2 protein-coding genes are annotated in these 2314 nt (G+C 33.1%); one reads left to right on the top strand and one right to left on the bottom strand.

Translation table 11 applies throughout. The features are described from left to right. Positions 1 to 1185 precede the first annotated feature (1185 nt). Entirely contained in the window at positions 1186 to 1881 is a 696-nt protein-coding gene (locus A9G30_RS10435; RefSeq protein WP_065568058.1) for an endonuclease, read from the top strand. On the opposite strand, the gene A9G30_RS10440 is transcribed toward A9G30_RS10435, so the two are convergent. Further along, on the bottom strand, positions 1874 to 2065 hold the full coding sequence (locus tag A9G30_RS10440) for a hypothetical protein (RefSeq protein ID WP_065568057.1): 192 nt from the start codon (positions 2063 to 2065) through the stop codon (positions 1874 to 1876). The two genes, A9G30_RS10435 and A9G30_RS10440, sit on opposite strands and share 8 nt — an antisense overlap. Between the last annotated feature and the right edge of the window lie 249 nt (positions 2066 to 2314).

Below are 2314 nucleotides of genomic sequence, written 5' to 3' on the forward strand. Positions count from 1 at the left end.
CCTATTATTATATTGTGTTCCCTGTATACACAAGGATATACCAGTGCTTTTAGAAGCAATGAGTGAACTTCGCCCTAAAATGGACAAATGCCATGCCAGTTAAATATAAGTATGCCAGGTTATTACCAAACGTGGGCTCAAATTAAATGGGCTATTTAGTTATATCAAAACATCTGATTAGCGATATAAAGTACGTTTAGGTGTAGCTTAGTGTACGATATCAGGAACAAAGGCTATGATATAACAGAAAAACGGCAAATCGGGTATGATAAAAGCCATTCAGAAAACCAATTGATTTTATTGAAGTTTTTAAGTGGTGGTGAAAGGTGACATTAATGTTTTTACCACAAAACTACCTTAGTTTAATTCTATGCCTAAGATTATTCATACACTAGAAATGGAGCTACAAATTATAGTAATAAAAAAAGCGTGAAATATACAATAAAACACTTGACTGTTTAAACGTTTAAATATATGATATGCACATGATGCGGTGTTAAGCGCACAGAATTTAAGTCCACTAAAATAGTTGGGCTTTTTTTGTTTCCATATGTAAGTCATTTTATGAGAGCACGAGCATATAGACGACATCAGGCTAAGCGATGTTTAGATAACAGAAAGCATGATTTTCATTCTGGCAATACTAGAAAATCGCTTAAAAAGCATGTAATAACACCGGTAGCCTGTTCTTGTTGGATGTGTGGTAATCCAAGAAAATATCATAAATCATTAACTTTACAAGAGCATCGCTCATTATTGAATTTAAAAGAAAGCCTCATTTAGAGGCTTTTTTACTATTTAAACAAAACTTTATAGATAAAACCTCATAGACAAAGCTTTACAGTATCAACCATAAATTAAACTTGCAAACTATCTAAGTTTTCACTTATTTACATTAATTAATGCAATCTTAACTACCTTGATTTTTTAAGATTTTATTGTTATAGTTAAGATCAAAAGCGAGGCTCTTCTCGCCTTTGATACTACTAAAAAGCTGGAAAACTTAAATAGAAGTAGAAGAACAATGATTAGTATTTTCATTTTTCTTCTCCTTATCCCAACTTAGATCGAGGGTTTACTTTCTCAAGTTTCTTGCTTGGTACTTATAGTTAATTGAGTGCGATGATTTTTAATTAGAACGCTCGATATTTTTATTTATTTTGGAGTTGTTTTTTAAACGGATTTATGAAAAAGTTTATCATCTCGCTTGTGCTTGTTTCTTTTTTTGCTAATTCAACACAAAACTTTAATACAGCAAAAAACCAATTAACTAAATTGTATAAATCAAACCCAAAACAAACTGAGTTTTATTGCGCTTGTGAATTTAGCTTTAACGATAAAAAAGGCGTTGTTGATTTTGGTAAATGTGGTTACAAACCCAGAAAAAATGAAGCTCGAGCCTCTCGTATAGAATGGGAACATGTCATGCCAGCTGAAAATTTTGGACGCCATTTACAATGTTGGCGAGATGGTGGACGTAAGGCGTGTAAAAAAGATGCTACGTTTAATCTGATGGAAGGTGACATGCATAATCTACAGCCTGCAATTGGCGAAGTTAACGGTGACCGTTCCAACTACCGATACTCGCAATTCACTAATCAATTTAATCAGTATGGACAATGTCAATCTGCAGTTGACTTTAAAGCTCGTCAATTTCAACCACGTGACGAGATTCGAGGCATAATTGCACGCACTCATTTTTATATGTCAGATAAATACAACATTAACTTATCGGATTCTGAGCGCAAATTAATGACAGCGTGGAATAAAATGTATCCGCCTGAACAATGGGAATGCAAGCGCAATCAACAAATTAAACAAATTCAGGGTCATGATAATAAATTTATTACAGAGCAATGTAATAAAGAAAGCCTCAATTAGAGGCTTTTTTGTTATCAAGGTAAAATTTCACAGCATCAACAATAAGCTTGGCTTGAGGAATATCTAAGCTTTTACTTGCTTGTTCAATTAATGCGATATCATCAACGTGTAGTTTGAAGCCTTTCACTTTAATTCCTCGTTTTTGGTCACTTTTTTGATTAATTTCAACTCTTGTTAATGCCATGTTATCCGCCTTGATTTTTTAAAATTAAATTGTTATATTTAAGGTTATCGGAGAGGTTTCCTTCTCCTTTGAACTACTTCAGAATGCTGGCGAGCTTATCAAAAGTAGCAGAATTAAAATGAATATTTTCTTTTTCATTTTTCTTCTCCTTAAGCCCTTGTCTTAGGTCGGGGGTTTACCTTATCAAGTCCTTTACTTGATGTTTATTGTTGTAAGTTAACTTACACTAAAGGTCAACAATCTTTATCT

This window comes from Gilliamella sp. Fer4-1, from assembly GCF_001690515.1.
Classification (GTDB): domain Bacteria; phylum Pseudomonadota; class Gammaproteobacteria; order Enterobacterales; family Orbaceae; genus Gilliamella; species Gilliamella apicola_C.